29 protein-coding genes are annotated in these 26,230 nt (G+C 56.4%); 25 read left to right on the top strand and 4 right to left on the bottom strand.

From position 1 onward, the window contains the following. The first annotated feature begins 13 nt into the window (after positions 1-13). Entirely contained in the window at positions 14-868 is an 855-nt protein-coding gene (locus ANT_RS01160) for an ABC transporter permease (protein ID WP_013558664.1), read from the top strand. A gap of 132 nt (positions 869-1,000) precedes the next feature. Here the strand turns inward: ANT_RS01160 and ANT_RS01155 are convergent, their stop codons facing one another. After that, a complete protein-coding gene (locus ANT_RS01155) occupies positions 1,001-1,915 on the bottom strand; it encodes a phosphotriesterase family protein (protein ID WP_041454470.1) in 915 nt (304 codons plus the stop codon). 4 nt (positions 1,916-1,919) lie between these two features. Then, positions 1,920-2,507: a DUF3109 family protein gene (locus ANT_RS01150; protein WP_013558662.1), complete on the bottom strand. Its 588-nt coding sequence runs from the start codon at positions 2,505-2,507 to the stop codon at positions 1,920-1,922. 199 nt (positions 2,508-2,706) lie between these two features. Here ANT_RS01150 and ANT_RS01145 point away from each other — a divergent pair, with 199 nt between their 5' ends. The 23 genes from ANT_RS01145 to ANT_RS15905 all read left to right on the top strand — a co-directional run bounded on the left by ANT_RS01145 (position 2,707) and on the right by ANT_RS15905 (position 22,827). Then, positions 2,707-3,867, top strand: coding sequence for a hypothetical protein (locus ANT_RS01145; protein ID WP_013558661.1), 1,161 nt, complete (start codon positions 2,707-2,709; stop codon positions 3,865-3,867). A 26-nt stretch (positions 3,868-3,893) separates the two neighbouring features. Then, positions 3,894-4,172 (top strand): hypothetical protein, encoded by a 279-nt coding sequence (locus tag ANT_RS01140; RefSeq protein WP_013558660.1) that lies wholly within the window; start codon positions 3,894-3,896, stop codon positions 4,170-4,172. Between the two features lie 420 nt (positions 4,173-4,592). Then, positions 4,593-5,621 carry an IS66 family transposase gene (locus ANT_RS01135; protein ID WP_013558534.1) on the top strand — a complete coding sequence of 343 codons (1,029 nt, stop codon included), beginning with the start codon at positions 4,593-4,595 and terminating at the stop codon, positions 5,619-5,621. Positions 5,622-5,848: 227 nt separating this feature from the next. Further along, complete coding sequence (gene nusA, locus ANT_RS16765) at positions 5,849-7,750, top strand: transcription termination factor NusA (protein WP_013558659.1); 1,902 nt, start codon at positions 5,849-5,851, stop codon at positions 7,748-7,750. A 54-nt stretch (positions 7,751-7,804) separates the two neighbouring features. After that, a complete protein-coding gene (locus ANT_RS01125; RefSeq protein ID WP_013558658.1) occupies positions 7,805-8,149 on the top strand; it encodes a YlxR family protein in 345 nt (114 codons plus the stop codon). Positions 8,150-8,257: 108 nt separating this feature from the next. Then, entirely contained in the window at positions 8,258-10,039 is a 1,782-nt protein-coding gene (infB, locus tag ANT_RS01120; protein WP_013558657.1) for a translation initiation factor IF-2, read from the top strand. 40 nt (positions 10,040-10,079) lie between these two features. Then, positions 10,080-10,487 (top strand): 30S ribosome-binding factor RbfA, encoded by a 408-nt coding sequence (rbfA, locus tag ANT_RS01115; protein WP_013558656.1) that lies wholly within the window; start codon positions 10,080-10,082, stop codon positions 10,485-10,487. Next, positions 10,484-11,464 carry a DHH family phosphoesterase gene (locus tag ANT_RS01110; protein WP_013558655.1) on the top strand — a complete coding sequence of 327 codons (981 nt, stop codon included), beginning with the start codon at positions 10,484-10,486 and terminating at the stop codon, positions 11,462-11,464. The genes rbfA and ANT_RS01110 overlap by 4 nt, the downstream gene beginning before the upstream one ends. A gap of 80 nt (positions 11,465-11,544) precedes the next feature. Continuing rightward, the gene (gene truB / locus ANT_RS01105) at positions 11,545-12,468 is read left to right on the top strand and encodes a tRNA pseudouridine(55) synthase TruB (protein WP_013558654.1); all 924 of its coding nucleotides are present in this window, start codon (positions 11,545-11,547) and stop codon (positions 12,466-12,468) included. A 299-nt stretch (positions 12,469-12,767) separates the two neighbouring features. Then, complete coding sequence (locus ANT_RS01100) at positions 12,768-13,127, top strand: hypothetical protein (protein WP_013558653.1); 360 nt, start codon at positions 12,768-12,770, stop codon at positions 13,125-13,127. Positions 13,128-13,136: 9 nt separating this feature from the next. Then, a complete protein-coding gene (locus ANT_RS01095; protein WP_013558652.1) occupies positions 13,137-14,132 on the top strand; it encodes an ABC transporter permease family protein in 996 nt (331 codons plus the stop codon). Next, positions 14,110-15,222: a cell division FtsX domain-containing protein gene (locus ANT_RS01090; RefSeq protein ID WP_013558651.1), complete on the top strand. Its 1,113-nt coding sequence runs from the start codon at positions 14,110-14,112 to the stop codon at positions 15,220-15,222. The genes ANT_RS01095 and ANT_RS01090 overlap by 23 nt, the downstream gene beginning before the upstream one ends. A 2-nt stretch (positions 15,223-15,224) precedes the next feature. After that, complete coding sequence (locus ANT_RS01085; RefSeq protein ID WP_013558650.1) at positions 15,225-15,896, top strand: ABC transporter ATP-binding protein; 672 nt, start codon at positions 15,225-15,227, stop codon at positions 15,894-15,896. Between the two features lie 549 nt (positions 15,897-16,445). Next, positions 16,446-16,586: a hypothetical protein gene (locus ANT_RS17230; protein WP_155817947.1), complete on the top strand. Its 141-nt coding sequence runs from the start codon at positions 16,446-16,448 to the stop codon at positions 16,584-16,586. A gap of 77 nt (positions 16,587-16,663) precedes the next feature. Continuing rightward, on the top strand, positions 16,664-16,981 hold the full coding sequence (locus ANT_RS17225; protein ID WP_172634557.1) for a hypothetical protein: 318 nt from the start codon (positions 16,664-16,666) through the stop codon (positions 16,979-16,981). Positions 16,982-17,079: 98 nt separating this feature from the next. After that, positions 17,080-18,135, top strand: a complete 1,056-nt coding sequence (locus tag ANT_RS01075) for a hypothetical protein (protein ID WP_155817945.1) — start codon at positions 17,080-17,082, stop codon at positions 18,133-18,135. A 240-nt stretch (positions 18,136-18,375) separates the two neighbouring features. Then, a complete protein-coding gene (locus tag ANT_RS16895) occupies positions 18,376-18,924 on the top strand; it encodes a DUF2690 domain-containing protein (protein WP_172634556.1) in 549 nt (182 codons plus the stop codon). 28 nt (positions 18,925-18,952) lie between these two features. Then, positions 18,953-19,618 (top strand): hypothetical protein, encoded by a 666-nt coding sequence (locus ANT_RS01065; RefSeq protein WP_013558644.1) that lies wholly within the window; start codon positions 18,953-18,955, stop codon positions 19,616-19,618. 261 nt (positions 19,619-19,879) lie between these two features. Beyond that, a complete protein-coding gene (locus tag ANT_RS01060; protein WP_041454463.1) occupies positions 19,880-20,401 on the top strand; it encodes a hypothetical protein in 522 nt (173 codons plus the stop codon). A gap of 222 nt (positions 20,402-20,623) precedes the next feature. Continuing rightward, positions 20,624-20,749 carry a hypothetical protein gene (locus tag ANT_RS17965; protein WP_013558642.1) on the top strand — a complete coding sequence of 42 codons (126 nt, stop codon included), beginning with the start codon at positions 20,624-20,626 and terminating at the stop codon, positions 20,747-20,749. Positions 20,750-20,758: 9 nt separating this feature from the next. Further along, positions 20,759-21,361 carry a DUF5317 domain-containing protein gene (locus tag ANT_RS15910; RefSeq protein WP_013558641.1) on the top strand — a complete coding sequence of 201 codons (603 nt, stop codon included), beginning with the start codon at positions 20,759-20,761 and terminating at the stop codon, positions 21,359-21,361. 3 nt (positions 21,362-21,364) lie between these two features. Further along, positions 21,365-21,646 (top strand): hypothetical protein, encoded by a 282-nt coding sequence (locus ANT_RS01050; RefSeq protein WP_013558640.1) that lies wholly within the window; start codon positions 21,365-21,367, stop codon positions 21,644-21,646. Positions 21,647-21,693: 47 nt separating this feature from the next. Continuing rightward, entirely contained in the window at positions 21,694-22,827 is a 1,134-nt protein-coding gene (locus tag ANT_RS15905) for an HD-GYP domain-containing protein (protein ID WP_172634555.1), read from the top strand. Positions 22,828-23,243: 416 nt separating this feature from the next. On the opposite strand, the gene ANT_RS17220 is transcribed toward ANT_RS15905, so the two are convergent. Further along, positions 23,244-23,402, bottom strand: coding sequence for a hypothetical protein (locus ANT_RS17220; protein ID WP_013558638.1), 159 nt, complete (start codon positions 23,400-23,402; stop codon positions 23,244-23,246). Positions 23,403-23,411: 9 nt separating this feature from the next. Further along, positions 23,412-24,398, bottom strand: coding sequence for a class II fructose-bisphosphatase (gene glpX / locus ANT_RS01040; RefSeq protein WP_013558637.1), 987 nt, complete (start codon positions 24,396-24,398; stop codon positions 23,412-23,414). A gap of 245 nt (positions 24,399-24,643) precedes the next feature. On the opposite strand from glpX, the gene ANT_RS01035 reads away from it, so the two are divergent. Beyond that, positions 24,644-26,230, top strand: a complete 1,587-nt coding sequence (locus ANT_RS01035) for an L-glutamate gamma-semialdehyde dehydrogenase (protein ID WP_013558636.1) — start codon at positions 24,644-24,646, stop codon at positions 26,228-26,230.

The raw sequence follows: 26,230 nt of genomic DNA, 5'->3' as shown, positions 1-26,230 counted from the left end.
AGGACATTCTGCCATGCAGACCGAATTTGGACTTTCCCAACCCTCGTGGCGTTCTCATCTGCGCGCGTTGTGGATGATTGCGGTGAACAACTGGAAGCACCACTGGCGCTACCCGCTCAACGCCGTTTCCGACATGCTTCAGCCGCTGGTCTGGCTGGCGCCGGTGTACTTCATGGGGCAAGCCTTCAGCGTCAACGGCAGGGCAGAGGGTTTTGCCGGCTTTGCCGGGACGGATGATTACATGTCCTACATTATCCTCGGTACCGCGCTGACCAATTTCATCATGGCGGTATTCTGGGGCATGGGCTTCTCACTCAAATGGGACATGGACGGCGGGGTGCTGGAAGCCAACTGGATGGCGCCGCTCCCCCGCCCGCTGATGCTGGTGGGGCGCACCCTCTCCAGTCTGGCAACCACCACGCTCACCTCGCTGGGGATGATTCTCATCGGCGCGCTGGTGTGGGGCTTCCACCCGACAGGGAACGCGCTTTCGGCGGTGCTGGTGGCTGTCCCTCTGCTCATCGGGCTGTACGGCTTTGGCTTTGCCTTTGCCGCGCTGGTGATGATTCTGCGCGAAGCCAACACGCTGGTGGATTCGGGCAGTTACGTGGTCATGCTCCTGTCGGGCGCCAACTTCCCCGTCACCGTCCTGCCCAAATGGCTTCTGCCGCTCTCGCTGGCACTCCCGCTGACCTACGGCTTCGATGCCGTGCGCGCCATCCTGCTGAAGACGCGCACCCTCTTGCCGCTGAATGTGGAAATTGCCATCCTGCTGGCTTCCATGGTGCTGATGATTGTGATTGGCTTGCGGGCGTTTTACGCGCTGGAGCGGCGCGTGCGCCAGATGGGCACGGTGGGGCAGTACTGAATCTGCGTCAAAAGGCGTACCCTGAGCCGATGCCTGAGCCTGTCGAAGGCATCGAGGGGTGCGCCTTTTTTCTTTGCGTCCTTTGTGCCTTTGCGGTAAAACACGTCCTTCGGCACGCCTCGACAGGCTTGCCTAGCGGGCAAAGGCGCGGAAGGGGTTCTCCACCGTCAGGCGGCGCAGGGTAGCCTCATCCACCCCCGCGGCGCGCAGTTTGGGCAGGAACACCTCCACCAGATAGGTGAACGGGTGCGGGGTGCCGCCGCCCGGTTGGGCACAGTCGTACCATCCGCGATCCATGCTGAGCAGGATTTGCCCCTCAAAGCCCGCCTCCAGCATGTCCAGAATACGGCGGATGTACGCCTCATCCTCGCTCCAGCCGATGCCATCGTACTCAATCCACGCGCCGCGGTGAGCAACCTCCAGGTTCAGGGCAAAGTCGGGTTCTGCCTGAGCATGGATGGAGATGAAACGGTGCGGGTCGAAGCCGCAGGCTTCCAGTTCATCGATTTGCTCCAGCACCACCCGCCCGCGGATGGTGTGACTGCCGATGGCGGCGCCGGTCTTTGCCCCTGCCCGCGCGGCGGCACGCAGAATCTTGCGCTCCACCGGCGTGATGCCGTCATCGCCCATGCTCAACTTGATGAAAGCCGCGCGCACGCCGGTATTGCCCACCCCCACCTCTAAATCTCCCATCATCCACGACTGCAGGATGCCCTCGTCGGCATGGTGCGCCCAGGCAGGCACCCACGGCTCGCGGTAAATCCCCGTTGGCACCAGGATAGGGAAGTTCCCCGCCTGCGAGACCGCCAGCACATGCTCCACGTGCCTGCCCACCCCTTCGGGAGTGCACTCCACCAGCGCGGCGATGCCCGCGGCGCGGGCGCGTTTCAGTTCGGGCGCCATCAGCGCCACCACGTCCTCGGTTTTCGCCTGCCCGTGGTTGGGCGCATCCAGCGGACGCAAATCGACAAAAATATGCTCGTGAGGCAGGATGATGCCCTCCGGCGGAGCGGAGAGCGCGCCTAAAGTCGTATGCAGTACGGGCATGGGTTCACCTCCGTTCATCAGATGAGTTTTGTTCGGGCAGGTCGCCCAGCAAATGAATCAATTCCGGTTCAAAGGTGCGCATCAGCGGGATAAGGGTTTCGGAGGGGCGCAGGCACGAACCTTCTTCCGCCAGCATGGCGGGAGTTTCATCCAGGGTGATGCGCCCCTGCTCGTCCAGATCCAGCGGATGCAGGATGCAGTAAAAGGGTTTGAAGCGCCAGGGGTGAAAGCCCGCCGCCTCACCGGCTACCTGCAGGGCGCACTTGTGATCCTCGCGCAGGAAGACGCACGCCGTCCCGCCGTAATGCTCTGGCGCGGGCAGGACGTTGCTGTGAATCACCCTGCCCGAAGGCGCGTAAGGGTCGGCAGTTTCCTCGCCGCGAAACCACACCGTCGGGTCGCGCAGAGCAGGCGGCATATGCGGGGCAATCAGCGCGGCATGTTCCAGCAGGTCATCGCGCTCTTCCACCGCCAGCCACACCCCGTAGAGACAGCACGCCGCGCGGCACTCGCCCAGCGTACAGCGGCGCATGGGTTCACTTCTCAACAGGCGCGGGTTGACCGCCCGGGTGTACTTCCATTCGCCTTTCACGTTCTGGATTGTAGCATAGAAGGGGAAGTCAGTGCCACCTCATCCGCGGGAGAGCGCTGCACGTTGGCATACACTCCATGTTCCCACATCTCCCGGTCATTTTCTGGTTGTGATATGTATATTTTCAAGTAAAATTCTCGACAGGGGGACCTCTGGCTCGGTCCTTTTTTATTTTCTATTCCACATCAGGAGGTTTAACGTGAAATCCATTCTTCGTTTCCTGTCGGTCTTTGTTCTCGGATTGTCGTTCCTGCTGAGCGCCTGCGCGGGGATAGCTCCCACGCCCACCCCCACCCCGCTCCCCACGGAGACGGCTACGCCTCAGCCCACCCCCACTCCTGAACCCACCAGCACCCCCGCGCCCACACCCACACCTACGGTGGACCCCTGCGCCACCCAGCCGGAACGCTGGACGTTCTCCCTGCCGGTGGACCCCATCAGCAAACAGCCCTATCCGAACTTCTGGATGAACCTCAGCCCGGCTTGCGCGCTGAAGAACCTCGAACCCTGGATTGCCTTCAGCATGATGATCCAGAACGGCTATTCCATCCAGGAAGCCGCCCAAACCCTCGGACTGGAGGATAACCCCTACCTCGCTCCGCTCAAAGAGGGCAAGCCGCAGAAGTATGTTCGGTGGTTCGGCATTGAAGAACAAAAGGTGGACGGCTTCAACCTGCCCGGGCGTTATTACTGGTGGTTGCCCAGTATGTATTTGCCTGTGGATGTGCGCTTCTATTATTTTGATGCCGACACCGACCGCTACGAAGCCCGCCTGGTGCTGTGGGGATGCGCCAGAAACGTGAACGCAAAGTTGGCGGACGGCGTCTCGCCTGAAGCGCAGAAGGTGGTCTTCCAGGCCGTGTGCGCCGTGCGCAAGTATTACCCCGGCGTGCAGTCTTCCTGGTGGGAGCAGGATCTTCCCGAAGGCACAGCCGGAGGCTTTACCAGAAAGCATATTCCCGGAAAGCGCGCCTTTGAGCCGGATGAGACACAGTACGGCGAAGGGGTACATGCCGCCAAGCCTGACCAGCCGGCGTATGCCGGGATGCTGTACTACGCCTACATCGGCGATGGACAGTGGTACTACATCGGTGAAGACAACGCCTTTGACCTGATGGGCTTTGACAGCGTAGAGGAGATGGAAGCCGCTTTGCAGAGGAATCTGGAACTGGTGCCGGGTTCTCAGGTGTGGGATCTGCAATGGCTGAAGCAGACCTACGGCGTGGACGCCCGTCCCGTGCCGCAGGAATACAGGACTATGTTGGATCACTATAAGTCTGATCCAGCCTTTAAGGCACTGGTGGACAAGGCGTTGGAGATACAAGGTGAGTATTCAGACCGGTATGAGGATAAAAAGTAGAATCTTTAAGTAGCAGGAGGGGTACGATGAAGGCTTGGCGTTACGGGTTGGTCGTTGTGGTTTTGTTGGGATTGTTCGTCTGGTTTGCTCATCCGGCGGTAGCGGAGGGAACAGTATGTGGAGATGATGGGTGTGCAGAAGACAAACCCGGTTCGGGGTGTACAGAAGACTGTAAACCCGGCGAACCGGGGGGAGGGGGGAAGAAGGAAGAACCGCCGTCCTATCCTGAAGAGCCGCCGTATGCGGGTGGCAATTCCACCTGTTCGCTGATCGAGTCCGTGCCGGCGGTAGAGCCAGCCCTCTGAACAGTGGATCTGTCAAATCCCTGTAAAGACCATTCCACCCACCGTAACGCCTCAGCGCACCCCCTCGACTCGGGGTGCGCTTTTTTCATACATCGAGCCTGTCAAGGCGCATGCTCTCATTCTCTTCGCGTGCTTTGCGCCCTGGCAGTGCTTTTTTCGCGCCCTTCGGCAGGCTCAGGGCGCGGTTGCGTGCCGTTGTGATTGCGTGTCGTTGCTTCGCCCCCTTCGGGGGCTCGCAAGTGCACCCATCGAGCGGCTTCGACATGTCTCACCGGGCGATTACCCTGTGCCGAAAAAGATAAAAAATGCCCGTTTCACCCCCTCTTTTTCTCTACGACGCTGTAACAAACTTGGTGGAGAAAGGGAAAAAAAGGAAGGGATCCTGTAAGATATTGATATCACAACTCCAGGAGCCCTTCCATGAAGATTATACTCCAACTGCCACAGGTAAAACGAAAAAAGCCTGCTCGTCCGAAGCGCTGTCCATATTGTCAGGGGGAGACATTCCAGCGATGGGGAGTGGAGAAAAGGCGCATCGAGGATGTCAAAGTTCGTCATGTCGAGGTGGTGAGGTATCGATGCACACGGTGCAGGCGCACCTTTCGGGACTATCCGGAGGGGGTAGGCAATGGACGGCACAGTGAACGGTTGAAGAAATTGAGTGTGATCCTGTGGTCACTGGGATTGAGTTATCGCAGGGTAGCCGGGGTGTTGAGGATCTTTGGGCTGAGGCTCAGTCATATGAGCGGGTGGCGGCATGTACAGGCAGAGGGGGAAAAGTTGATGGGGGAATTGAAATGGAAAAGCGTGCGGGTGGTGGGGGTAGATGGAGCCTGGGTGGGAGGCAAAGGAGTGATGGTGGCGGTGGATCTGGGAGATGGTAGTCTGCTGGAGGTTGCCGAGGTAGACGAGAAAGACAGCCGGGCTCTGTTCACCTGGCTGAAACGGTTGAAAGAGATGCATGACATCGGCGCCATCGTGAGCGATGATCTGGCGATCTACAAGCAACTGACCGATGAACTGGAGATAGGGCATCAGGTCTGTCAGTTTCATGTGCGGCGCTGGGTAAAGCATGCTTTGAAGGGGTTACAGGCTGAGTTGGATCCAGCCTGGCAGGGGGTGCTTGAAAAGGTCGAGGAAATCCTGCGCGACCTGCCATTGCATGGAGACCGCCTCTTACACCGCCTGTGGAAATCCCTGCCGGGCAGGAGTACACCACCGGAAGGAAAACGCACGCCCCTGGAAAAACTCCGCGACCTGATCCTGCGCTTATCGCGTGATTGGCAACGCTATGTGGCTTTCTATGCTGATGTGGGTATTCCCTGGACCAATAATCGCACGGAACAGATGATTGGCAGGCTCAAGAGCCGCGCCCAGCAAGCCAGGCGATATAAAACCACCGCCGGGTTGCTCCGCGGAAGCACAGTTGCCTGTCAGTTCTGGGCATGAGCCCTCCCGTAATTCCCTCCTCTCCCCCCGTCTTCTCTCTTCCTTCCTTTTTTCGAAAATTCGCCCACCAATTTTGTTACAGTCTCTTCTCTACGCAAGACTTGCATCCCCGAAAAGAGTGTGTTAAAATGAGAATGCAAGTCGCACCCATATAGGTATCGTTGAAAAGTGGGCACCCCCCACTTTTCTTGTTGTAACCGGTTCATTCTGGAGTAAGAGTAAGAACGATGAAGAACGAGTTTGTATTGGCTTTCAATGAAGTGCTGGAAGAAAAGCAACTGCCGCGCGATGTCATTCTCAAAGCGCTGGAGTCGGCTATGGTCTCGGCATACCGCCGGGCGGTCAACGCCTCCAATGCGCAACAGGTGGAAGCCAAAGTCGATCTGGATACTGGTAAGGTCACCATCTACGCCGAGAAAGAAGTCGTCGAGCAGGTGCGCGAGCCGCTCACCGAGGTCAGCCTTGAAGAAGCCCGCCGCTACAATCCCCATGTGCAACTGGGCGACATGATTGTGGTCGAAAGCACCCCGCGCGACTTTGGTCGTGTGGCGGCGCAGACTGCCCGCCAGGTCATTCAGCAGCGCATCCGCGACGCCGAGCGCCAGATGCAGTTGAACCACTACGCCAAACAGGTCGGCGAGATTGTCAGCGGCGTGGTTCAGGCAGTCAACGCTCAGGGCTTGACCATCGGACTGGAAATGCGCGCCGAAGGCACCATGCCGCGCAAGGAGATGATTCCCGGCGAGCGCTTCCGCGTGCACGACCGCGTGCGCGCCCTGATTGCCGAGGTCAAAGACTCGCCGCGCGGCCCGCAAATCATCCTCTCGCGCACGCACCGCAACTTCCTGCGCCGCCTGCTGGAGACGGAAGTGCCCGAAATCTACCACGGCATTGTGGAGATTCGCTCCATCGCCCGCGAACCCGGCGAGCGCGCCAAAGTTGCCGTCTCTGCCACCCAACCCGGCATTGACCCGGTGGGCGCGTGCGTGGGCATCCGCGGCGTGCGCATCCAGGCGATTGTGCGCGAACTGCATGATGAGAAGATTGATGTTATTGAATGGAACGCCGACCCGGCGGTGTACATTGCCAAAGCCCTCAGCCCGGCGCGGGTCACCGGCGTGTATCTGGACGATAAATCCTCGGTCAACAAGACCGCTACGGTGGTCGTTCCCGAAGATCAGTTGAGCCTTGCCATCGGGCGCGATGGGCAGAATGCCCGCCTTGCCGCCAAACTGACCGGCTGGCGCATTGACATCAAGAGCCTGCCCGAAGCCGCCGCCGAAGCCCTGCACCGCCTGCAGACCGACCCCGAATACGCGCAGATTGCCGAACTGGAGCGCGAAGCCGCTGAAGCCGTCAGCGGGTTGCTGGCGCGCAAAGCCGAAGGGCGTCCGCTGTCTGCCGAAGAGTACGACCGCATGGCGCAGTTTGTGGACCGCGTTCAGCGCCGCGCCACCCGTCGGGCAATGGAGAAGAAAGCCGAGGAAGACAACCGCGTGCAGAGCGTGCGTGCCTCGATTCCTGCCGAAGCCTTCCAGACCGGCATTCTGGACAGCGGCTTGCCCGAACACGTGGCTTACCTGTTGCAGGAAGGTGGTTTCTCCACCGTGGGCGATGTCGTCATGCAGATGAAACTCGACCCCGACCAGATTCTCAAACTGCAGGGCATTGGTCCGCGGGCAATGAGCGAGATCAGCGCGCTGGTGGAGCGCACTGTGGTTACAGCACAGCCTCAAGAGGCTGAAGCAGTGATTACCGAAACACCTGCTGCTGAAGAAGAAACCCCTCAGCCCGCCATTGAAGCCACGGCAGAGGTCGCGCCAGAAACCACCCTGCCGGTAGAAGCAGTGGAACCGATCAGCCAGCCCGAGGCGGTTGCCCAACCCGCCGCACCAGCAACAGAAGAAGAGGAAACCGAGGAACTGTCCTTTGACGAACTCTTCACCCTGCGTGCCGACGTGCCGGTGGATGTGGCAGACGAAGAGGAAGAAGAAGCACCTGCCGACAAGAAAGGCAAGAAAGCCAAGAAGAAGAAAAAAGGTGCGCGCTTTGTGGAATACGACCCCGATCGTGATGTAACCTTCATCCGCAAGAAGCACAAACGCGGCGAAGACTGGGATTGGGAGTAAGAATGCTGATTTTCCGGGCTGGTTTGCCAGCCCGATGACAAGAAGAATGCAGAGGTGACGAAGAAAACGGGTCAACGGGTCAAGCATGTGCCTCAGCGCACCTGTGTAGGGTGCCGCCAGGTTCTCGCCAAGCGGGAACTGGTGCGTGTCGTCCGCACGGCGCAGGGGGTGCGCCTCGATCCCACCGGCAAAGCGGCGGGACGCGGGGCTTACGTTCATGCCTTGCGCTCGTGCTGGGAACGCGCTCTCAAAGGGGCGCTGGCACATGCCCTGAAGACCAAATTGAGCGACGAAGACCGGGAGCAGTTGATGGCATACGCCGCACAACTCCCGCAGGAGGAAGCAGGCGAGTCCTCCACAGCCCTTACAGGACAGCAGGGGAATGAGATGATGCCATGAAGGTTTGATTCTTCCTGTGCGTCCTGTAACCCAGGTTGCCTCCCGGACATCGCCGCAGAAAAACGAACCCCGTAGAGGGGATGAAATGCGATTATCAAGGAGGTGAACATGAGTGACAACGGGCGCAAGAGAATCGAACTTCCCATGAGCATCACCGTGCGCGAACTGGCACAGCGCACCGAAGCCAGCCCGATTCAGGTGATTAAAATCCTGATGTCCAACGGGGTGATGGCAAACATCAACCAGCAAATTGACTTCGATACGGCCGCCATTGTCGTCTCGGAACTGGGTTTTGAAGCCGTTCCCGAAAGCCTTGTAGAAGAAGAAAAGGTCGAGACGGGGGAAATTCCCCTGTGGCGGCGCATTATCCTCAGTGAAAAGCCCGAGAGCCTCATCCCTCGTCCTCCGGTGGTGACCATTCTGGGTCACGTGGATCACGGCAAAACCACCCTGCTGGACGCCATCCGCAACACCAACGTTGCCGAAGGCGAAGCGGGCGGCATTACCCAGCACATTGGCGCCTATCAGGTGGAGCATAAAGGGCGCCTGATCACCTTCCTGGATACCCCCGGTCACGCCGCTTTCACTGCCATGCGCGCCCGCGGTGCACAGGGTGCTGACATTGTCATTCTGGTGGTTGCCGCCAATGACGGCGTGATGCCGCAAACCCGCGAAGCCATTGCCCACGCCCGCGCCGCGCGCGTTCCCATTGTGGTAGCCCTGAATAAGATTGACCGCCCCGACGCCAATCCCGATTTCGTCAAACGTCAGTTAGCCGAACTGGACCTCGTCCCCGATGAGTGGGGCGGCAATACCCTGGTAGTGCCCGTCTCTGCCAAACAGCGCATCGGGCTGGAAGATCTGATGGAAGCCATCCTGCTCACCGCTGAGGGCATTGAAATCCGCGCCAACCCCAAAGGCAAAGTGATTGGTACGGTGGTGGAAGCCCAGGTGGATAAAAGCCGTGGTCCCATCGCTACCCTGCTGGTGCAGAACGGCACCCTGGAAGTGGGCGATGTCATTGTGGCAGGGACAGCCTACGGTAAACTGCGCGCCATGTTCGACTTCCGCGGGCGCAAGATTCGCGCCGCAGGTCCCTCTACCCCCGTACAGGTGATGGGCTTGAGCGAAGTCCCCGAAGTGGGCGAACTCTTCACCCGCTATGATAGTGAACGCGAAGCCCGCGCGGTGGTGGAACAGCGCAAACAGGAAGCCGCGGCGAAAGCCGCCCGCGCCCCCAAAGCCACCCTCGAGGAACTCTTCTCGCGGGTACAGGCAGGCGAGGAAAAGGAACTGCGCCTCATCCTCAAGGTGGATGTGCAGGGCTCGCTGGAGCCGATTATCAACTCCATCAACGACCTGCCCAAGGGCGAGATTAAAGTCAACATTCTGCACGCCGAAGCGGGCAACGTGACCGACAACGACGTCCTGCTGGCAAGCGCTTCCAAAGCCATCATCCTGGGCTTTAACGTGCAGGCAGAAAGCAGTGCCCGCCGCCTGGCGGAAGCCGAGGGCGTCTCCATCCGCCTGTACGACATCATTTACCGCCTGACCGAAGACCTGGAGAAAGCCCTCAAAGGCATGCTCGAACCGGAGACGAAAGAGGTGGTGGTGGGCAAAGCCAACGTGCTGGCGGTGTTCACCATTTCCAAGGTGGGCAACGTGGCAGGCTGCCGGGTGACGGAAGGGGAAATCCGCCGCAACGGCAGGGTGCGCGTGTACCGCAATGGCAAACAGTTGTTTGATGGCGAGATTGCCTCGCTGAAGATTCAAAAAGACGACGTGCGCGAAGTGCGCACCGGCTATGAGTGCGGGATCGGCATCCGCAACTTTAACGATATTCAGCCGGGTGACGTCATTGAATGTTACGTGATTGAGAAGAACGCATAGTCTCTCAATCGCTGGGAGAGAAATACAGGTAGGTAAGACCATGCCCTCGAAAATTCGCTTGAAACGTATCGAAGACCGCATCCGCGAGGATTTGGCGGAACTGCTGGTGCGCGAAGTAGCCGACCCGCGCCTGGCGGGCATCTCGGTCACCGATGTTAAGGTGGACCGCGAACTGGCATACGCCGATATTTTCGTCTCGGCGGTGGAAGGACAAGCCCGCAAAGAGGAAGTACTGGAAGGGCTGAGACACGCCGCCGGTTTCCTGCGCAGTGCCCTGGCGGCAAACATTGAACTGCGCACCTTCCCGCGCCTGCGCTTCCACTGGGATGTGACCCCCGAACGCGCCGATCACATCGAGCGTTTGCTGGCATCTCTGCGCGAGCAGGAAGGCGCCTCACCCGCCAGCCCCACCCCAACCCCGCCGGAGGATGAGGACGACGAAGCATGAACGGACTGGAGCGGTACGACTCCCCCGCACAAGCCCTTCAACATGCCCGCCGAATCCGCATCCTCACCCACATCCGCCCCGATGGCGATGCCATCGGCTCGATGCTGGGGCTGGGGTTAAGCCTGCAAGCCGCCGGCAAGCAGGTGCAAATGATTCTGCCTGACGGCGTCCCGGCGCCCCTGCGCTTCCTGCCGGGAAGTTCTCAAATTGTGCGCAGTGCCGCCGAAGAAGCCGACCTGCTGGTGGTGCTGGATTCTTCCGACCTTCCCCGCACCGGCGGACTGCCCGAAAACGCGCAGGTGGATGTGAACATTGACCACCACATCACCAACACGCGCTTTGCCCGCCTCAACTGGGTGGAACCCGATGCCGTAGCAACCGCTGCCATCCTGGCAGAGCAACTGCCCGCCTGGGGCTTCCCGCTGGAAAAAGATGCTGCTTCTGCCTTGCTTGCCGGTATCATTACGGATACAATAGGATTCCGTACATCCAACACCACCTCCAAAGCCTTACGTCTGGCGGCAGATTTAATGGACAGGGGGGCAGACTTGCCGGAACTTTACCGCGCGGCTCTGCTCCTTAAGTCTTTTGAAGCCGTGCGCTTTTGGGGCTTTGGGCTGGAACGTTTACAGCGCAAAAACGGCTTGTTCTGGACGGTGCTGTATCAGCAGGACCGTGAAGCCACCGGCTACAACGGCAACGACGACGCTGACTTAATCAACTTCCTCTCTTCCACCGAGTGCGACATCGTGGTCTTGTTCAACGAACAGAAAGAGGGTAAAGTGAAGGTCTCGTGGCGCTCGCGCCCGGGCATTGATGTTTCGGCGCTGGCGGTGCAGTTCGGCGGCGGCGGTCATCCCGCAGCGGCGGGGGCAGAGATTCCCGGCACGGTTGAGGAAGTGCGTCAGCAGGTGCTGGCGGCAACCGAACAACTGCTCCGGGATGCCAGAGAAATGTCGAAATCGAATGGACAATGAAAAGGACCATGTGCCTTTTTGACCGGTATGCGGAAAAATCTATGGACAGAGGGTGTCTGAAAACTGGGGAGTGAAGTGACATGATGGAAAACCCAATGGACGTTCGCAATACGGTTTCGGGGGTGCTGGTAGTGGATAAACCGGTCGGCATGACTTCGCACGACGTGGTGCAGATCATCCGCAAAGGCACCAACATTCGCCGTGCCGGGCACACCGGCACGCTGGACCCGCGCGCCTCGGGCGTGCTGGTCGTTCTCATTGGTCCGGCGGTGCGCCTGAGCGAGTACGTTTCGGCTTCCGATAAGCGCTACCAGGCCATCATCCGGCTGGGCACAAGCACCGATACCTACGACGCCGATGGGCGGATTACCGGCTCCGGCTCGGTGCCGGTAGAGAGCATCACCGAAGAGCAGTTCGAGCAAGCCCTGCAACAGTTTGTGGGCGAAATCGAACAGGTACCGCCACCCTACTCGGCAATCAAGGTACAGGGACGCAAAGCCTACGAGATGGCACGCGAAGGCGAAGAGGTAGACCTGGCGCCGCGCAAGATCAAAGTGTACAGCCTGGAACTGCTGGAATGGGCGCCGCCCGAGGCAGTGGTGGACATTTACTGCTCCTCGGGGACGTATGTGCGCTCGCTGGCGCACGATTTGGGGCAGGTGCTGGGGTGCGGCGCGCACCTGGTAGGCTTACGGCGCACCAAAAGCGGGCGCTTTACCCTGCGCGATGCCGTGCCTCTGCGCAAACTGCGCGAAGCCTTCCAGGACGGCACCTGGTATCAGTACCTCATCCCTGCCGCCGAAGCCCTGGCAGACTGGCCCGCCCTGGAACTGACCGACAAGCAGGTTGAGGAAGTGCGACATGGGCACCGCATCCCCGCCGAAGAGCCGGTGCCGGGCAACATGGTGCGCGGCGTCAGCGTGCTGGGTGAACTGGTGGCACTGCTGGAGTACCTGCCCGAGGAAAACCTCTGGCAACCCCGCAAGGTGTTCTTCCAGTCCTGAGAAAACATCCCAACGGTAAAACCTCCCAGCCGGAGCGTCTCTCCGGGCAGGCTTGGTTTTTCATGTTCTCTCCCGCAGGGTAGCCTGCGGGAGTTTTTTTGCGTCAAAGCGGGGTTAAATGGGCGATTCCTATTAAAAATAGGAAGTAAATTAAGAAATTAAACATTAGAAAGTTCTCATTTTGCCAAATTAACGACCGTTTTGATGCCTGTTTTGATGCCTCTCCTCTGCTACCATGAAAATAGAACTTTTTGATGGGAAGTGAAATCTCTCACACTGTTTTTCAAAGGAGGTTAGATATGCAAAAGAAACTGCTCTCCGGAATCATCGCAATTGGTATAGCGTTTGTGATTACGATTACTGTTCTGGCGGGCGGAATGAATTACGCCTACGCCTGGGAAACCCTGGGAGGCGCACGGTGGAACGGATATATTCAGATTCAAGCCTGCTACAACGATAATGGAAACCATGCCAAACAAGGCTACCATCGGTTTACCCGTCAAGCCGGTCCGCCGCTAGATACAGGACGGATGTATACTTCCCAAGCCACATCACCGCAAGACTGTACGATTCGTTCAAGGCAGGATTCTGTTTGGGATTCTCCTCTTTGGGGTGACCAGTACACAACGAGGTACTTTTATGATTTTGTGTGGTGGTAAAATGAATTGATGAAAGTGCGTCTCTTTTTGACCAGTTTCTTTCTGGGCATTCTGAGCATGTTTGCAGTATGGGCATTTCAATGGACACTCGATTCCTGGAAAGAAATAACGTTTGATTTGCCGGGGGAGGTCACAGTCCTGCGATTGATCAAACGAGCGCAAGGGGTTGCCACTGCGGATGCCAGTGCGGTACAAGAGAAATTGAAAGCCTACCTCCGCGATCAGTCTCTGACGCTGATAGTGTCCTCCTCCGGCGATGGACGTCCAGAAATTGTTGTGTATGACCCGCACCATCTGGTTACCTGGTTCCCGGGATGTCCATCTGAAGACACTCACCCTGGAGGGATGGATGCCTATATTTTCCGGGGAACCTACTCCGAGAAACTGTGGATATCATCGCTCAACGTTCCCTTCTTGCCGCAGGGTGCAATCGTCAGAGGAATCATTAGCGCCCCGCACCGCGCTGGTACCCTTCAATACGCCAGATGTGTGGGGGGAGAATTACTCCCGGAGGGACAGTACACTTTCAACACTGCCGATCCCGCACAAGCACAACAGATTGTCAGGATGCTATATCAAATGGGGTTTGTTGCCCAGTCCAATACGAAACTTCCATTCTACTTATATTTGATTCAGAATCCCCTCATGGTCATTCCTGGTTTCTTTCTGCTGGCTGCGTGGGGTTGTGTGTTGCTTTACTGGCTTCTCTACCTTCACGGCCGTAAGCGAGAGTTTGGCATTCGGGTGCGGCATGGTGCCTTGCCAGATGACCTTGTGTGGGAAAATTTTCTGGTTGGATTGCCCGGGCTGGTGTGCGGCACCACACTGGGAGGGCTGGTTGCCGGTATTCTGGTTGCCGCAATAAGCCAGGTTCTGTTATCTCCAGCGGAAGTGTTGACCATTGTGAGCACAATTGGCATTACCTTCTTCATCGTTGTTGGAGTGTGGCTGGCTACACTTTTCGTCGTTGTTCGTTTTGGATATGAGAGAAGCCTTACTGGATGAAGTCAGGGATGGTTTCCTTCTAGCCTTTCGCCGCTGGCCTGTGATGTTCATGCTTGCAGGTATGATCACTCTTGCTACAGTGGTATTGTCTTTTGCTCTGAGCGATGTTCTGTCAGAAGGATATGTCCTAAGAGGAGCAAGAGCATTGCGAGAACATCATGCGGTGTTCTTTACCGCGTATTATCCCGAAGGCGGTGAGGTCAGTCGGATAGAGGATGCAACCGTGAAATCCTTGATGAACTGGATAGACCAGCAACGAGCATACACTTCCATTGTATATAATATGGCTCTGGATGATCCTGATTTTGCGGGAGGATATCCCACATTAATCCTGTTCGGCGACGTTGTTCCCAATTTATTTCCGGAGATGCACCTGTGCGTTCCTGTGCCATGTGCGGTACGGGGTGCCAAGGTTCGCGGCGATGCTGTAGACTCGATAAACGTAGGGGGAATAGAGATTCTGGTAAAGCAGATATTCCCGAGAGGCGCCGCGTTTTTTGATGTCAATGCCGCAGGTTTGCCATTGGATCATCGCATCGTCATTCGCGCTCCGACAGAAGTGATTCCTGTTCTTCATCCAATTGAACAGGAGGAATTGATTACCCGCACCGTTTTGTTGGATCCAACCGACTCCATGGTATACGAATTCATTTCCGGAGCGGCACGAGGGGGCTTGTTTCTCGTCCCCCACGAGGTTTCCATGGAACAACCAAAGCAATTCCGCGAAATTATGATGCGTTCTGCGATGTATCTTGTGGGCATGGTGGCATTTCTTGTCCTGGCGCTGATGACTTTTGTGTCATCTGCGCGTTTAGCCATACAACAGGAACGGCGTGAATTTAAAATTCGGCAGATGTACGGAGCAACTCCATGGCACATCAGTTTGCGTATTGGAGGTTTCCTGGCTGCAGTGATATTGCTCCCCGAAACGGCTTTGCTTTTTCTCTTACAGAGATTTCTTGTCATAGCGGGAGCTCTTGAACCCAATGCCCCCATATGGGTGATGATCTTGCTGGTGATTGTGTTTGCTTTCTTATGGCACACGCTGGTCCACGAAGTGCTAAAAAAGGAAGGTTTGGGAGGCTGGTAGGTGTGAAAACGCTCCTTGAAGCCCACAATCTGTCTAAACTTTATGGTAACGGACGAAGTCAAGTTGTTGCCCTGAAAGATGTTTCCATCAGTCTCTTCCCCGGCGAATGCCTTGCCCTGATGGGCCCCTCGGGAAGTGGAAAATCAACTCTGTTGAGTATTCTGGGGTTAATCATTCGCCCCACCAGCGGATGTGTACTGGTTCAGGGCAAACCGGTTGAGGAAGATGAGCGCAGTCGAGCGCGATTGCGCAATGAATTTTTTGGATATATCCATCAAGAGTTCGCTGTGATCGAGAATGAAACTGTTGAAAAGAATGTCATGATTCCCCTTCAATATGCGCGCATCAAACCCTCACGACAGGAACGTCAAAGCAGGATATTGCAACTTCTGAAGCAACTTAATCTGGATTGGGCTGTGCATAAAAACGTATCTTTTCTGTCCGGCGGGGAGCGTCAACGGGTGGCTATCGCTCGCGCAATCATCAATCATCCCTCGGTGATCCTGGCAGACGAGCCTACTGCAGCGCTGGATAGAAAATCTGCTGAAGAAATCATGGGATTTGTCTTATCCATGAGAGATCAAGGATGTTCTGTACTGATAGCCACACACGATGAACGGATAGCAAAAACATGCGATCGTGTTTTGCATCTTGTGGATGGCCGATTACTGTAAAAAAGAAGGGCTTTACTTTTCTAACAAAACTGTCTGAAGTCTGCATAATTTACGCTCTCATCGAATTCATGTGAAAACTTTCCGCGCATCCTCTGGCAAAAGATCGGAGAAACAAAAGATATGACAAGCGATGAGATTGTGATGTTTTTGGGCTTCCTGGTATTTCTGCTTTACCCTGCAATTGCCATATATGTGGCTCTTCAAAAAAAGCGTACATGCTTTGCTTTGGGTATCTTTTTGTCCATCTTCATCGGATTAGGACCTTTCGTTTCCACTTATTTTTTCCTTGCCTCCACTAAAAACAGGGAATAAGTTTTTCTAAACTGGAAAGATGTTTTTACTCCCCTCTCTCCCGCAGGCTACCCTGCGGGAGTTTTTTTTGCGTCAAAGCGGGGGTAAATAGGCGATTCCTATTAAAAATGGGAAGTAAATTAAGAAATTAAACATTAGAAAGTTCTCATTTTGCCAAATTAACGACCGTTTTGATGCCTGTTTTGATGCCTCCCCCCTGCTACCATGAAAGTAGAACTTTTTGACGGGAGGTTAAACATGTCCACGCTCGTTTCCCTGTTTGCCGATAGCCGCAAAGTCCGGCTGGTCGTTTTCGCCCTGATGCTGGTGCTTTTTTCTTTCGCTACATCTGGTTTCGTTTTCGCCAGTAACGAAGAGCCTCCTCTCCCATCACTGTGATCGAAGAGATTGAACCCAATAAAGACGCTTTAAGGGCCGCATCTGATGGAGTTGTTCCTGGACCGAATGGGGAGAAGATGACCATCGTGAATCGTTACTTCCCTTATCACCTGGGTGCTGTAAAGACGGATGGATGGGCAGAGGCTAATTTCCGACAACCCGGCTTAAGTTGGATTACGTGCAAATCAAAAGGATATAACGACCGCGGCCAGGATTCTGGATGGAAAGAAACTCACGGCCCATTTGGAGGAACCTCCTGCGGACCTACACCCAAAGCTACGATTGCTTTGGCTCTTAAACCTGCTACCTATACCTCTGTTACTCAAGCCTTCTGGAAATGGTCAACAGGTGAAGAAACCTCAGGTGAAGCAAGACAAACCCATTACGAGCCATAAGGAACCCTTGTATGAACTGCTTTTCAAAATTTGTTCATTTTCTCATCCTGCTACTGGGAGCTTTCCCACTATCCAGTTGCAACATCTTGGGACAGAAAATGGAAATTCAATCTTTCCCTGTGAAGGAATTCCCCTTTGCCCTGGAATTACAGCCTGTCCCTCTTGAGGATGCTATGCCCTATTTCAACGACCCATTAATTCAAGAACAAATTGAGGGAATTGAATCGATAACCCAAGATGGCTGGCAATCCATTCATGTGGTCTCGGTAGCGGGGAATAGTCCTGAACAGTTACAGGTGGGTCCGTCCATCGTCATCAAACCGGGGAAGCCCTTAATGGGATTTATCTTGTTTTTCAATACTCATCAATATGACCGCAACCTCGGAATGCTGACCGTATTAGATGGAGAACAGGTGATCATCAAGACATCTCAGGGCATAGAAAAACGTCCAAGCCTTTTCCTGGAACGCAACAAGTGGCAGGCTTTTCGTTTTTTCATGGACCCTCTCCCCGAAGGATTGCATACCCTGATCATGACAGCCATTGTTGAACCCGGCTTAAACTTCTATGTTTCCGAAAGAAAGGTGAAGTTAACCACCTATGAAACGGACGTGTTAGGGCACCGCGATAGTCCGATTGAATTTAAAAAGCTCCTGTGGGTTACTTCAGACTCTCCCCAATCCGTTGAGGACTGGCCGCCCTCGGTTCGCACTCCTGCCCCGGACCAGGTAGTGAGTGTCTTGAGCGCAAGGCTGGTAGGATACAAACCCCGCTTTGGAGAGTCCCAATGGCTGTACTACTATGATGAAGTGCGCCCGGGTGATCTGTTGACCTATTACCTGACTCTAGGGGGGCAAACCAGCACAGAGATTCCCGGAGAACAAAGGTTACCCATGGACATTTTAGTTTTCTGGGATGATAAACTTACTCAACGGACTCGTTTGCAAATTCCGGTACAGGCTGTGGTGAACAAAACCTATTTGTCCTATCCCATTGAAGTTCCCAAGGACTTACCCCCTGGAAAACATAACCTGACAGCAATTGGCTACCCCTACCCCGGTTATCTTCATTCCTGGTTAGGCGATCGTTCATGGAACCCACCTGTTTACTTTAACAGTTATGTGCTGGCGCACTTCCCCATCCTGGTAAAGTGAGACGCTCGGGTTGATTTCTGGTTTTGGAGTATTTATACTCTCCCGCAGGCTACCCTGCGGGAGTTTTTTTTTGCGTCAAAGCGGGGTTAAATGGGCGATTCCTATTAAAAATAGGAAGTAAATTAAGAAATTAAACATTAGAAAGTTCTCATTTTGCCAAATTAACGACCGTTTTGATGCCTGTTTTGATGCCTCCCCCCTGCTACCATGAAAGTAGAACGCTTTGACGGGAGGTTAAACATGTCCACGCTCGTTTCCCTGTTTGCCGATAGCCGCAAAGTCCGGCTGGTCGTTTTCGCCCTGATGCTGGTGCTCTTTATCCTGGGCGCCGGCGCTCCGGAAGATGCCGGTGGGGTCTTCCAAAAGGGATATAAAAGCGTAAGTCACAGCCATTTTACGAATATCCTTTCTGATCCTGAAATCAATACTGGCGCTCAGGGAGTGAATTGTAGCGGCTCTGCGTGTAATAACACCGATCCGGGAACGACTGGATGCAATGTGGACGCCGCAACAATACATAGAAAGGTTTTTACGAACACCAAAGTTCAACTTCGTTTTTCTGATACCTGTCAGACAAGGTGGTCAAAAACCATTAATAAAGCCAGTATCAACTTTTATGGAAATGCCACGCTTCGTTATTACTATTATGGTGCAGTGTATCTTGGCCCAGGGTATTCCGTTTATTCTAACCAGCGCTTTGGAATGGGTTACCAGGCCTGTGGAAAAGTAGGCGCATCACCCATGAATTACCTGATTAACGACACAGACAAGTGTACTGCTGTCTATTGATTGTTTCACCGTAGAAATGGAGGAAAACATGAACAAACTTTCAATCCGCGCATCCTTTTCCGGGATGGTCATTGCAGGCGTAGCCTCTCTGATGGCACTGGCGTTGATCCTTTTCGGTATCATCCACACAGTCGCCGGGAATACGGTAACAAAAGATCAAGGTCTAAACAAAGGTCCAACACGCATTGGTGATATAACTGTTGAGTTGCTTGGCGGTCGGCAGATCAAAGACCAATTTCAGGTTGAAGTGTGCTACACTTTACCGGATGAGCGGGATTGGCTGATTTCCATCTCCCCTACCGATACCCTGCTCAGGATCAATGACAAAGACTATACGGTTAGTGAAGCCCAAATGATCTCGCGCGAAAAAGGAAGCAATGGACAGTACAATCTGCGTTGCGAAGCCCTGCTTTTCCCTGTTCAGAATGTACCGGCGGGAACACCTTTCCAGATTACTCTCTCAAAAATATCGGTATCAGAATCCGAAATCTTTGACTGCGCAGCACTGCAAAAGAAAATTGATGCCATCCAGCCCGGCATTTCGATTCAGTGCGCTACCCAGCCACACGTCAGCGGATTCCATGCAGTTTCCTGGCCCAGGGGAATAACACAGGCTGAAGCAAATGCGTTGGCGCATGACATTGCCAGCGATGCTCGCAAAGGGTCCTGGATCTTCAAGGATGTGTCCGAATAATTCAGTCTTTTCCTTACCAAAAGTCGCAAGGAGATCAAAACCAAGCCATCCCGTAAATCCAAACTTCTCCAAAGGATTGAGTCCATGCAAAAAGCTCATCCCAAATTGCTATTGTTAGGCTGGATTCTTCTGGCAATCGCGGTAATGTTTATTTATGGAGACACTGTCCTCCGACGCTCAAGCCAGCCTTTTCCCCACCCAACCGCAACCCTTATGCCCTCTGAAACGAGAGTACCACCGGTTGAATCCAGTGGAGTCACCATGCGCTGGTTGAATGCATACCCCCAATGGGGAGATCATTACCGGGTGGAACTGTGCTACACGCTCCCGGATCAGCGTGATTGGTTGCTAAGCAACCCGTTCAGGAAAACTTCGCCCTTGCTCAAAATAAGCGGCCAGGACCTGCTCCCCATCGAAGAAGGTACCATGTACTGGCGCCAGGATGCCGGTAGCAAGGTTGTGGAACGCTGTTCTTACCTGCTGTTTTTTGTCGGGCAACCAGCCTCTGGCGAAGAATTTCTTACCCTCCAGGTACGTTTTCTTATCGCTCCACAAAGCGGTCAACCAGAGGTATGTCAGCCGATTCGAGATATCCAGGGCCAGCGTGGAGAGAATTTAACCATGAGTTGTATCCCCCGCAAAGGCTTTCCTGCAAAACTCATCGAACGTTTACCGCTGTTCCTGCTTCAAAATGATGCAGTATTACGCCGTCCCATGGAATCTATAGAATGGGACACCCTGGAAGGGGAATGGACGTTCACTTTTCCCGTTGCCCCTCCGTAAAACTTCTTTCTTCGCCTTTCTCTCTCCTGCAGACTACCCTGCGGGAGTTTTTTTGCGTCAAAGCGGGGTTAAATGGGCGATTCCTATTAAAAATAGGAAGTAAATTAAGAAATTAAACATTAGAAAGTTCTCATTTTGCCAAATTAACGACCGTTTTGATGCCTGTTTTGATGCCTCCCCCCTGCTACCATGAAAGTAGAACTTTTTGACGGGAGGTTAAACATGTCCACGCTCGTTTCCCTGTTTGCCGATAGCCGCAAAGTCCGGCTGGTCGTTTTCGCCCTGATGCTGGTGCTTTTCATCCTGGGCGCCGGTGCTCCGGAAGATGCCGGTGGGTTCTTCCACTAAGTCACAGGTATGATCCTGCTCGGAGCGTTTTCGGTGGGACTGGTGGCGGTGGGGCTGCGCGCGCTGATTCTGCGCCGCGAACTGCACCCCTTCGATGTGCGCTGGATGGGACTGCTCTTCGTGGCTTTCCTGCCGCAGTGGTTCGCCTTCGTGCTTCCCACCCGCTTCGAGATTCCGGATGTCTGGGCATCTCTGGCTCTGGTTTCATCGCAGATCGGGCTTCTGCTCTTTGCCCTGGCTAATGTCTCCAAGCCCGGTTTCCCTCTGCTGGCGCTGGGGTTGGCATCCAACCTGCTGGTGATTCTGCTCAACGGCGGTTGGATGCCCATCTCCCCGGAGATGGTTCAGCGGGTACTTCCGCAAGCCTCTCCCGATTTCTGGCAAATCGGCGCGCGCCTCGGCACGGGAAAAGACATCGTCCTGCCAGTGGAACAAACCCGCCTGTGGGTGCTTTCGGATATTTTCTTTATCCATTACGGGTGGAATCGGGCGGCATTCAGCCCGGGGGATGTGCTGGTGGCGCTGGGAGTCATCCGCGCTCTGTGGTCACTGGCAGACCGTCCCGCCCCTGCCCGGGTCTCTGCTTCACCGGTTGCCGCTCAGGAAGGATGATGCATGGTCACCTCATTTCAGGAAAGTAACTTGACCGGACCCTCGCGAACACGTCCTGAACAGGAACTGAGCCGCCTGCTCACCGCGGCGGTCATCAGTCCGCACTTCCGCCGTTTGCTGTTGAGCAATCCGGCGCAAGCCATTGCCAGCGGCTTTGGCGGCGAAGCCTTTCATCTGCAGGGTGAGGAACAACAGCAACTTGCCGCCATTCAAGCCGATGACCTGGCGGATTTCGCCCTGCAGGTCAGCGCCCTGCGCCTCTTTTCGGTCACCCCCCAGCGTTGAGGGGGAACGCCCCGGGGTTGAAAAGGAACATGATGGGAGAACTCTCCATGGCACTGAACCAGCACCTGCGGCAAAATCTGCACCTCGTCGAGACGTCCACCGCCCCGACGCTGGATGAGCATTTTGCCGACCTTTTCAACCTCAGCCGTTTGCTGAACCAGACCAACCGTCTGGAGCAGATTCTCAAAACCATTGCCCGCCACAGTCTCAGCCTGTTGCAGGTGGTGTACTGCCGCATCCTCACCCTCGAAGAAGACGGGCGCCTGATTACCCGCCTGGTGGAGATCGACGAGCGCTTGCCTGAACTCCAGCGCCGCCGCCTGGAACGCCTGCCCGCCGCTCTGCGCGAGTACCATCGGGCGCTTCACAGTCAGGGTGTAGTGGTGTATCAGGCTTACGATTTCGTCTACACGCCCATGGTGCGTCAGAACCTGGGATTGAACGATTTGAACAGCCTCTGCCTGGTGCCCATGCGCGTGGCGGACGAGACCATCGGGCTGATGGTGCTGGGCGACCACTGGCGCAAAGAAGAAGCCCTTTTCAATGAAGAACGTATCCGTTTGGCGGTGATGATTGCCGACCAGGCCGCCGCCGCCATCCACCGCACCCTGCTCAACGCCCGCCTGCATGAGAGTCAGGTTACTGCCATCCGCGCGCTGGTTGCGATGCTGGAACAGCGCGACCTGTACACCGGCGATCACAGCCGCCGCATGACCGAACTGGCAGGAAAACTCGCACACCAGATGGGCTGTCCGCCCGAAGAGGTGGAAGCCGTGCGCTGGGCGGCGATTCTCCACGACCTGGGCAAGGTGGGCATCCCCGATGAGACCCTGCGCAAGCCTGCCGAGTTAAGCGCCGAGGAATGGAAACTGATGAAAACTCACCCGCTAAAAGGCGCCGAGATTATCCTCATGCTTTCCGGTCTGGAGCATGTTGCCATGCTGGTACTGGCACATCACGAACGCTTTGACGGCACGGGCTACCCCTACGGGCTGTCGGGCAACCGCATTCCTTTGGGGGCGCGCATCCTTGCCGTGGTGGACGCCTACACCGCCATGACCGATGGACGGGTGTACCGCCCGGCTATCTCGCATCCCGAAGCGCTTGCCGAACTGCGCCGCTGTGCGGGCAGTCACTTTGACCCGCAGGTGGTCGAAGCCTTTCTGGCGCTCTTTAACTGACAACATCTGTCGCTCCTCTGACAGATACCCGCTTCACTCCCCCTCGTGATGCCCGCCCTCTCTTGCCGGGGGGCGGGCAAAAGGGAGGGGGCAAGCACCCTGAACAAGCCAGATTCTGTCGCTCCTCTGACAGATACCCGCTTCACTCCCCCTCGTAATGCCCGCCCTCTCTTGCCGGGGGGCGGGCAAAAGGGAGGGGGCAAGCACCCTGAACAAGCCAGATTCTGTCGCTCCTCTGACAGATACCCCGCTTCACTCCCCCTCGTAATGCCCGCCCTCTCTTGCCGGGGGGCGGGCAAAAGGGAGGGACAAGCACCCTGAACAAGCCAGATTCTGTCGCTCCTCTGACAGATACCCCGCTTCACTCCCCCCTCAAAACGCCCACCCTCCTTTTCCCCGGAGGGTGGGCAACTTTTTCAGGCTTCGATTTCTTCCACATCCGGCGGGTCAAGGCTGAGCACGCGCAGTTCCGCCCCGCACACCACGCAGATGACCGTATCGCCCACATCGGCATAGGTCAGGTCAATCTCCCCGCCGCAGGAAGGGCAGGCAGTGAGTGGTCGTTCTTCCAGCATGTTCCCTCCTCAATAGGCTATGGGGCTGATTCTACCCAATTTATCCAGCCGATGGGTTGCCTGAATGCGCCGCACCGTGCCGGTCAGCCCGCGCATGACCAGGCTATCGGTGGTGGCGCCGTTGCCGAAGTAATCCACCCCGCGCAGAAGGTCGCCGCTGGTGATGCCGGTTGCCGCGAAGAAGACATCGTTCGACGAGACCAGGTCATCCAGTGTCAGCACGCGCTGGAGGTCGTAGCCCTGCTCGCGCAGGCGGATTTCCTCTTCGGGGGTGCGGGCTACCAGACGCCCCTGCAGGTTGCCGCCCAGACAGCGCATGGCGCAAGCCGCAATGACTCCCTCAGGACTGCCGCCAATGCCCATCAGCACGTCCATGCCGGTTTCGGGCAGGGCGGTCATCAGCGCACCGGCTACGTCGCCATCGGGAATCAGGCGGATGCGCGCCCCGCAGGCGCGCACCTCGCGAATCAGGGCTTCGTGGCGCGGGCGGTCGAGGATGACCACCGTCAGGTCTTCCACCCGTTCATCCTTGGCGCGGGCGATTTTCTCCAGGTTATCGCGCACGGGGGCGTTCAGGTCAATCACATCGCGGGCTTCGGCACCCACGGCAATCTTTTCCATGTACAGCGCCGGACCCGGGTTGAACATACTGCCGCGCGGCGCCAGCGCCACGGTGCAGATGGAGTTCCACAAGCCCATTGCCAGCGGACGGGTACCGTCAATGGGGTCCACCGCCAGGTCCAGTTCGGGAGGCACGCCCAGCCCCAACCGCTCGCCGTTGTAGAGCATGGGGGCTTCGTCCTTTTCACCCTCACCGATGACCACCACCGCGTCCATTTCGATGCTGTTCAGCACCCAGCGCATAGCTTCCACCGCGGCACGGTCGGCGGCAATTTTATCGCCGCGCCCCATGTAACGCCCTGCCGCCAGCGCGGCGGCTTCGGTCACGCGCACCAGATCAAGCGCCAGATTTCTCGTAGGGGTACTTGCCGACATGAACAACCTGCCTTTCCAGAGAATGGGATTTTGGACAGTTTTAGTGTAACATGCGCGCCAAGGTTTGGATTTGACAGAGTCGAAGGTGAACGTTCTCGAATTTGCCGGCGTGCCCTCAACCCTCTGCTCAAATGTCGGGAAGCCCCCTGGAAAATTTGCCTTTAAAACCGGCAGTGGCTATACTATAAGCAGGCAGTCCCTGCCGATTGCATCCGTATCTAACCCGATTCAGGAGGTATCCCCCTATGACCGCTGAAAGCCCGTTCAAGTTGACCTACGCCACCATGTTCAACCCGCCGGAAGAACTGCACACCCGCTTTGAGGAAGCCCTGGCAAAGGTCAAAGCCGGTTTGGGAAAAGAATATGGCATGATCATTGACGGGAAAGAACGCTTTGCCGATGAGAAATTTGTGGACCACAACCCCGCTAATACCAATGAATTCCTGGGCATCTTCCAGAAAGGCACGGTGCAGGACGCCCACGATGCGGTGGCGGCGGCGAAAAAAGCCTTCTACAAATGGAGCCACACCCCCTGGCAGGAACGGGTGGCGCTCATCCGCAAAGCCGCCGATCTGATTGACCAGCGCATCTTTGAAATCGGCGCGGCGGTAGCCCTGGAAGTGGGCAAGAACCGCATGGAAGCCCTCGGTGATGTTGCCGAGACCGCCGACCTCTTCCGCTATGCCTGCGACTCGATGGAGAAGAACAACGGCTTCATCGTGGAGATGGGACGCGACCCGCTGACCGGCTTCCAGTCCACCAACTTCTCCGTTCTGCGCCCTTACGGCGTCTGGCTGGTCATCAGCCCCTTCAACTTCCCTGCCGCGCTGACGGGCGGCCCTTCGGCGGCGGCGCTGGTGACCGGCAACACCCTGATCATGAAGCCTGCCACCGATACCCCGTGGACGGCGCGCCTGCTGGCGGAATGCCTGCGCGATGCCGGCATCCCCGACGGTGTGTTCAACTACGTCACCGGTCCGGGCAGTACCCTCGGACAGGCGCTGATTGACCATCCCGACATCGCCGGGGTGACCTTTACCGGTTCGTACGACGTGGGCATGAAGATTTACCGCGACTTTGCTCAAAGCCGCTGGGTGCGCCCTACCATTCTGGAACTGGGCGGCAAGAACCCCGCCATCGTCTCGCGCCATGCCAACCTGGAAGATGCCGCCGTGGGCATCGTGCGCTCGGCATTCGGCTTGCAGGGGCAGAAATGCTCGGCTTGCTCGCGGGTGTTCATTGAAGAACCGGTCTATGACGAACTGGTGGAACGCCTGGTTGCCCTGACCAACAAACTGACCATCGGCGACCCCACCGCGCGCAACGTGTACATGGGTCCAGTCATTAACGCCTCGTCCTACCGCGATTACCAGAACTTTGCCGAGGAACTGCACCAGAGCGGGCGCGTTCTCACCGGCGGCAAAATCCTCACCGAGGGCGAGTACGCCAAGGGCTACTTCGTCACCCCCACGCTGGTTGCCGACCTGCCCGCCGATCACCGCCTGTGGCAGGTGGAGATGTTCGTTCCCATCACTACCATCGCTAAAGTCAGCAATCTGGAAGAAGCCATGACCCGCGCCAACGAAGTGATGTACGGGCTGACCGCGGGCTTCTACGGCTCGCCCGAGGAAGTGGAGTGGTTCTTCGACCGCATCGAAGCCGGCGTGACCTACGCCAACCGCCCGCAGGGTGCGACCACCGGCGCCTGGCCCGGCTTCCAACCCTTCGGCGGGTGGAAGGCTTCGGGGGCTTCGGGCAAGAACGCCGGCGGGGTGTACTACCTGCCGCTGTACATGCACGAGCAAATCCGCACGCTGGTCAAACGTCTGTGA

The sequence above is a fragment of the Anaerolinea thermophila UNI-1 genome (assembly GCF_000199675.1).
Lineage (GTDB): Bacteria > Chloroflexota > Anaerolineae > Anaerolineales > Anaerolineaceae > Anaerolinea > Anaerolinea thermophila.
This window is presented reverse-complemented; position numbering and strand designations above follow the sequence as displayed.